The following is a 6,296-nucleotide window of genomic DNA, read 5'->3' as shown; positions in this document are numbered from 1 at the left end:
GGCCGGGTGGGACAAGAGCTCGACTGCCTTTTCGTTGGCCAGGGTGTGAAGCCGGAGAAACCAAACCCTGTTCTCTTTACCACCAGGTCCGGCTGACGCGGCCCGCTGAGGACAATTCGGCGCGGGCCCGATGGTTCCGTGCTTCGGAGCCGAGAAGATAGGCAACGAGGCAGGGCGTGCCGGGCCCGCAGCCAGCAAAAAACCGCCCCGGATGGGAGAGCCGGGGCGGCAATTGTGGGAAGCAGTTCGGGTATCCGGGAACTGCACAGGCAGTAACTCGCCCGCGCGGGAAAAGTTTCCCGCCAGACCGATCAGGCGTTCTACTTCGACGTCTGTGGCGGGACCTCGCCCGGCTTGATCACCGGCATCTGGCTGGTGTCGGCCGGCGGAGCGGTAGCGTTCTTGTCTCCGGTGGGCGGAGGCTTCAGCACACCGTCGCAAGGCGCGAGGCTGGCGGTCAGGTTGTTGGACTGATCATTGGCCTGCGCTTGCGGGGCCTGCGCTTTCGGCTGCTCGCCGGTCTGACCAGGGGTCGCGTTGGCATCCGGTTTGACCTGGCAATCCTCGATCTGCGAACTCGTCGGCTGGGTCTGGGCCACCGCAGTCATTCCAGGCATTTGGCCCGACATCAGGACAATGGCGAAGCAAAGAAGTGCTTTCTTCATTGGAGCCTCCTTGTGGATTCGGCAACCGCCGACGATCGGGGAGAGCCGTTCGCCTTGGCAGGCCGACTCTGGCCCCGCTCGCCGTGTTTGCCACCGGGTGGCGGTGGGGCACCGGGGCATTCGTCATCCCCTTCTCGAGAGACAACGGTATCGAAGAGACAACGCATGCCGGCCGAAAAGGTTGGCTTTCGGTCGAGCCTGCGGTCTCGGCAGGGCGTGGCGCAGGTACATCAAAGTTAAATGCGCGAATGCTGCCGGAGTGCTAGTCGCTCGCAGCTTGGGGGGACTCTACGAGGAGAGTCCCATGGAAATTCGAAATCTGATCGGCACACTGTCCAGATCATTTCTGCGCCAGGGTGCCCGGCCTCCATGGCCGATCCAATCTTCGCGCGTCGACGTGCCGCTCAGGCCGCATCCACGCCCGCCATATCGCCCACAGCCGCCCAGCCGGCCGGCGAGCAATTAGCTTGCCGCCTCTTCAACGCCTGCCTGTGCAACCGGTCGGCGGCATCCTCGTTATGACGATCCCAAAACATGTGGTGGCAACGATGAGACCCTTTCGGACCAACAATTATCTTTTCATTCTGGCGGCAGCGGTGGTGACCGCGGCGCCCTTCGCCGGCCTCGCCTGGCGGGCGCAACAGTGGCTTGGATGGTGACCAGGGATGAGTAGATTCCTGCCGCTCACCATCCGCTTCGTCACTGGCGGCTCAATGGTGGTTTCGTCGATCGCCGACGCAAGGAAGGCGTTGGACGGAGCCTGGAAGAACAAGGAAGCGCCCGACTATTTGGCGGCGGCGCGGCTGGTGGACGACGCCATGGCGGGCATCTGCCGTCCGGCGGTCGCCTTCGACGCTTTCAAGCAGGCCGCCGCCCGGCAGGGCCTGCTGAGGACGGCCGACCCGAGCGCGGCACTCTCGATGCTCGACGCGCTGTGGTCTGGCGACGACCAAGGGCCGCCGCGCTGACGCGTCCTCACCTTGGCTCGTTCCTCATGCTGAGATAGGTCGGGTCGAATTCCGCAATGGCGACCAGACGGTTCCAGTCGAGGATGTCGATCAGGTGGTTGGTCCAGTTGATGACGTTCATGCGGCGCAACGTGCCGATGACCCGATTCATATGGACGACGGACAGACCGAGCACATCGGCGAGTTCGGCCTGCGAAAGCGGCAGATTGAAGCTCATGACCCGCGTCTTCTTCACGGCCTGCAGCCTGACGAAGAGTTCGCATATCAGATGCGCCAGATGCGCGGTCTTGGAGCGGCGTCCCATGGCCACGATCCATTCCCGGTGGATGGCGCCGTCCACCAGCGTGTCCAACCAGAGCAGCCGCGTCAAATGCGGGGCCTTTTCGGTGATTTCCCGTAACTTGCTGTGCTCTGCCGCGATGATATGGCAGGGCGACAGCGCGACGATGCCATGGTCCATGGTCTTCAGGAGAAAAGCGTGCAGATCGACGAAATCGCCGGCAACATGGAGCGCGGTGAACTGCCGGCCGCCGTCCTCCAGCACCTTGTAGCGCGCGGCAATCCCGTCGACGATGAGGGTGCTGAAAGTCGGCCTTGATCCTTCGGCGACGAGATCCTCGCCGGCGACGAAATACTTCTCCACCGATGTGGCGCTAGCCAGCAACGCCTTCTCGCTTTCGGAGAGAGCATCGTGCTGACCCAGGTTCAGATAAAGGGGTTCCAGCATGCGCGGCCGCCCGTTGTGGATTTTGCAAGGGCCTAACGTTGCAGAGCCGGGCCGGGTTGCAGCGGACCACCACACCGCCAGCCGCCGGCAAGCAGTGCCCGGCCAAGACGGTCCTTTGGAACCATGATCGCGCGCAGGGATTGAACGTCCAGGTTGCGGCGGATGCTTTCGCGGATGGAACGCTTCTACTTCGATTTATACAACACCGTGCACACGCAAATGGACAGCGAGGGGCAGCTCTTCTCCTCACCAGAAAACGCGCGAAAGGAGGCGCTCAGGATCTTGCAGGATGTCGCGCGCGACGAGATGCCGAACAGTGAGAACCTCAAGATCACCATCAAAATGCGCACCGACAAGAGAGGCCAGATATTCGAGGCGTCCCTTACAGTCAAATCCGCCTGGAGCTGACACGGAAGGCGCCCACCGAGAGAAGCCGCGGCCCGAGCAACCATCCCGCCCGGCCGTTCCGCCTGTGGAGCACAAAGCATGTTCGGCGGTTTCGAAAGCGCGGAAGTCGATACGGGCGCGGCACGGACATTCATCCGGACTGCCGGCAGCGGCCCGGCGCTGCTCCTGCTGCACGGCTTCCCCGAAACGCATCTGATGTGGCGCGACGTGGCGCCGAAGCTGATCGACCGCTTTAGCGTCGTCTGCGCCGACTTGCGCGGTTACGGCAAAAGCTCCTGTCCGCCATCCGATCCGGATCATGCGCCCTACGCCAAGCGCGTCATGGCTGCCGACCTCGCGGCGCTGATGACGAAGCTCGGCTTTGTCCGCTTCATGGTTGCCGGCCACGATCGCGGTGGACGCGTTGCGTATCGCCTGGCGCTGGACCACCCGGACCGCGTCGAGAAGCTTGCCGTGCTCGACATCGTACCCACCGCCGATGTCTGGGACAGGGCCGACGCCCGGCTGGCGCTGGGCTATTGGCCCTGGTCGCTCTTGGCGCAAGCCGAGCCGCTGCCGGAGACGATCATGACCGCGGCCGCGGATGCGATCGTCGACAGCGCGCTGGCTGGCTGGGGTTCCTCGCCTGCCGCCTTTCCCGACGAGGTCCGGCAGGCTTATGCCGAGGCCTTGCGCGATCCAGCCCACGCGCACGCCATCTGCGAGGAATACCGTGCGGCAGCGACGCTCGACCGTGAGCACGACCAGGCGGACCGCAAAGCCGGCCGGCGCATCGGCTGCCCGATGCTTGCGCTATGGAGCGGACATGGCGCGCTCGCCGAATGGTACGCGCGAGAGGGCGGTCCGCTGGCACTGTGGCGGGAGTGGGCCGACGACGTCAGCGGCGGGGTCAGCGGCGGGACGATGCCCGGCGGGCATTTCTTTCCCGAGGAGGCGCCGGCCGAGACAGCCGCAAGGCTCGGCGAGTTTTTTGCGGCTACAGGCCGTAGGCCAGGGTGAGGTAAATCGCGGGCGCAACGATCAGGCAAAGCGCCATCACAATCACCACGGCATTGCCAAGGCGCTCGGCGCGCCTGGCGATGTCGGTGACATCGTCGTCGTCGTTGAGGAATTGGAGAATCGAGGTGTCGGCGAGGACGGAGATGCGATTGTCGTTCGCGGGCAGGCTTTCGGGCTCTCGCAGATTGGGCTTTGCAGAAATAAAGGTCAAAACGTCGTCTCGCTTTCGAAGCCGGCCGCGCGACTTCCTGGTTCCAATGATTGTGGGGTATTGGATGCCCGCCATTTGCGCGGAAACGGCGGGCACCCAAAACGGCGCCGATGAAGGGGACTTCGTCGACGACCGCTACCAACTCGAAGCCTCCGCTTTGGTTGCCGTCGAGGGCCCAATGCGCGAGCCACTCCGACTTCAGTCGTAGGAAAGAGACCGACCGTGGCCCCGGGCCCTGGCGCACGCGCGGACCGGCGACGCACGACAAGGCTGTCGCGGCATGGTCGGGCTAAAGGGATTCACGAAATATTTCGTGGGGGAACATCGATCGCGGGCAGCGGTTCTCATTGCTCAAGGCGGTCGAACCTCCTTGAATCAAACCCCGAAGACCAATCCCCAACAACGGAGCTGCAGATATGCCTAATCAAGGCGGAACTCACCAACAGCACGTCAAAGCAGGCCAGCAGAGCCACAAGAACCGCGACGATCAGCGTCGCGGCCAGCAGCAGGCCGAGGACCGCAACATGCGTCAGCAGGATTCAGGTCAGCACCGGGGCGGCAGCGGCAACTTCGCCGAAGACCGCGAACGTGCATCCGAAGCCGGCCGCAAGGGCGGCCAGCGCTGAGCTTTAAGCAGGCGTCCCGCGATCCCTTCGCGGGACGCCGCCCAGAACATCCAATTTGGAACTTCTTCCCCTCCCCTTGGTTCCTCCGAAACCCCGGCGGCTCGGCCGTCGGCAGGACGTTTGAACGGAGGCAACAATGTCCGTGCGCACACTTCACCCCGAACGTGTCGATGAGACACGTATGCAGGCCTATTCGACCTTCGCTCCGCTGCTCATCACCGCCCTGAGCCAGAAGCTGGCGCGCTGCCAAGGCAAGAGCGAGATGGACAAGGTCGAGGCGTCCCTCATCCGCGTCATCGAAGAAGCGGACGTCGTCACGGGAGACGTCGAGGCAACGAAGGAGTTCGCGATCGAACTCGTCGTGTCCACGCTGCGCAATGTGCGCGAGCATCCCGACGCCAAACAGGATGTGGAACAGATCGACGGCCGCCGCACGCAAGGACGCTCGGAGAACCCGGACACGCTGGAAGAACAATTGCAGTCCGGTCTCGAAGATAGTTTCCCGGCGAGCGATCCGCCCGCGGTCGTCTCCACCGCCATCAGCGGTGGCGCGAAGGACATCGTCGGCACCGACGAAGTGCTGCGCCGCCAGAAGGAAGCTGCCGAGCGCGGGCACGAAAACGAGAAGGCGTAGCCCCGGCCCCGCACGACCGCAGCCCCTTTCAGGCGCCCTGCCTCATCGCGGTCGCCAGCTCGGCGAAGGAACCAGTCCTTCCGCCAAGGGTTGGTTATCGGAAGGAGAAAACGATGGAAAAAAGCAAACTTCCACATCGCCCGGGCGCTGGCGGAACGGCACAAGACGCAAGGCTGCCGACCAAGGGCGGCGACGATCCGGACGTGCGGTTCCTGGCCGAGAACACCGACCTTTCACCGAAGCAGGCGCGCGAGCTGATCCGCGAGCACGGGCACGACCGCGACAAGCTGCTTGAAATCGCACGAACCATGAAGGCCGAGGGCTGACCGGCTCTCTGAAAGCGAGGCAATGATGAGCAATTCACCCCGTACCGGACGTCCAGGCACATCCGATCAATGGCCACGTTGGGAAGGTCCGAAAGCCAATCGGCCGAGAGGCTATCTGCCAGCCAAGGACGATCCCGACGAGGATCGCGACGCGGCCGGCGAGAACAACAAGGACCCCGAGCGGTCCGATCTCGGCGACGCGGTCAAAACGAAGAAGGAGCCGTAGCGGCTCCTCTCGGCGCAACAGGAGAAGAAAAATGCCACGCGGAGACAAATCGAAATACACCGACAAGCAGGAGCGCAAGGCCGACCATATCGCCGAGGGCTACGAAAAGCGCGGCGTCTCGGAGAAGGAAGCCGAGCGGCGAGCCTGGGCGACCGTCAACAAGGACGATGGCGGCGGCAAGAAGGCGGGCGGCTCGGGCCGCGGCAAGCACACCGGCCATCCGGCGGCGCACAAGGGCGGCAAGGCCGGCGGCAAAGCGTCAAGCTCGCGCTCGGCGGCCGAGCGTTCTGCTTCCGCCAAGAAGGCGGCGGCGACGCGCAAACGCAACGCGGAGCACCACGTGCATCATTAGGCATGGGTTCACCTTCTCCCTTGCCGGAGACCGGCGGATAGGCGCGCAGCGCCGAGACGATAGGGACGAAACGAGGCGCTCGGAAACTGGCGCCTCATTGCCGCGCGGCGGTCCTTCCAGCAGCATCCGGACGCTTCGCGGCCACCTTCTCCCT

The 6,296-nt window shown here is 64.1% G+C and carries 11 protein-coding genes; 8 read left to right on the top strand and 3 right to left on the bottom strand.

The window, feature by feature from the left end:
• Positions 1–320: 320 nt before the first annotated feature.
• A complete protein-coding gene (locus CK218_RS27495) occupies positions 321–665 on the bottom strand; it encodes a hypothetical protein (RefSeq protein WP_095829521.1) in 345 nt (114 codons plus the stop codon).
• Positions 666–1,330: 665 nt separating this feature from the next.
• On the opposite strand from CK218_RS27495, the gene CK218_RS27490 reads away from it, so the two are divergent.
• Positions 1,331–1,633, top strand: coding sequence for a DUF982 domain-containing protein (locus CK218_RS27490; RefSeq protein WP_095829520.1), 303 nt, complete (start codon positions 1,331–1,333; stop codon positions 1,631–1,633).
• Between the two features lie 7 nt (positions 1,634–1,640).
• Here CK218_RS27490 and CK218_RS27485 read toward each other — a convergent pair whose 3' ends face one another.
• Positions 1,641–2,360 carry a Crp/Fnr family transcriptional regulator gene (locus tag CK218_RS27485; RefSeq protein ID WP_066998395.1) on the bottom strand — a complete coding sequence of 240 codons (720 nt, stop codon included), beginning with the start codon at positions 2,358–2,360 and terminating at the stop codon, positions 1,641–1,643.
• A gap of 174 nt (positions 2,361–2,534) precedes the next feature.
• Here CK218_RS27485 and CK218_RS27480 point away from each other — a divergent pair, with 174 nt between their 5' ends.
• Entirely contained in the window at positions 2,535–2,768 is a 234-nt protein-coding gene (locus CK218_RS27480) for a hypothetical protein (protein ID WP_066998532.1), read from the top strand.
• Between the two features lie 78 nt (positions 2,769–2,846).
• A complete protein-coding gene (locus CK218_RS27475) occupies positions 2,847–3,767 on the top strand; it encodes an alpha/beta hydrolase (protein WP_095829519.1) in 921 nt (306 codons plus the stop codon).
• Here the strand turns inward: CK218_RS27475 and CK218_RS27470 are convergent.
• The gene (locus CK218_RS27470; RefSeq protein ID WP_095829518.1) at positions 3,745–3,978 is read right to left on the bottom strand and encodes a hypothetical protein; all 234 of its coding nucleotides are present in this window, start codon (positions 3,976–3,978) and stop codon (positions 3,745–3,747) included. The two genes, CK218_RS27475 and CK218_RS27470, sit on opposite strands and share 23 nt — an antisense overlap.
• Before the next feature lie 416 nt (positions 3,979–4,394).
• On the opposite strand from CK218_RS27470, the gene CK218_RS31515 reads away from it, so the two are divergent.
• The 5 genes from CK218_RS31515 to CK218_RS27440 all read left to right on the top strand — a co-directional run bounded on the left by CK218_RS31515 (position 4,395) and on the right by CK218_RS27440 (position 6,142).
• Entirely contained in the window at positions 4,395–4,604 is a 210-nt protein-coding gene (locus tag CK218_RS31515; protein ID WP_066998404.1) for a KGG domain-containing protein, read from the top strand.
• A 136-nt stretch (positions 4,605–4,740) separates the two neighbouring features.
• Entirely contained in the window at positions 4,741–5,238 is a 498-nt protein-coding gene (locus CK218_RS27455) for a hypothetical protein (protein WP_095829517.1), read from the top strand.
• A gap of 113 nt (positions 5,239–5,351) precedes the next feature.
• Entirely contained in the window at positions 5,352–5,564 is a 213-nt protein-coding gene (locus CK218_RS27450) for a hypothetical protein (RefSeq protein ID WP_095829516.1), read from the top strand.
• A 22-nt stretch (positions 5,565–5,586) separates the two neighbouring features.
• On the top strand, positions 5,587–5,790 hold the full coding sequence (locus CK218_RS27445; RefSeq protein WP_066998411.1) for a hypothetical protein: 204 nt from the start codon (positions 5,587–5,589) through the stop codon (positions 5,788–5,790).
• Between the two features lie 31 nt (positions 5,791–5,821).
• Positions 5,822–6,142, top strand: a complete 321-nt coding sequence (locus tag CK218_RS27440; protein ID WP_095778268.1) for a plasmid stabilization protein — start codon at positions 5,822–5,824, stop codon at positions 6,140–6,142.
• The last annotated feature ends 154 nt before the right edge of the window (positions 6,143–6,296 follow it).

Origin of the sequence: Mesorhizobium sp. WSM3879 (assembly GCF_002294915.1) — a bacterium.
Lineage (GTDB): Bacteria > Pseudomonadota > Alphaproteobacteria > Rhizobiales > Rhizobiaceae > Mesorhizobium.
This window is presented reverse-complemented; position numbering and strand designations above follow the sequence as displayed.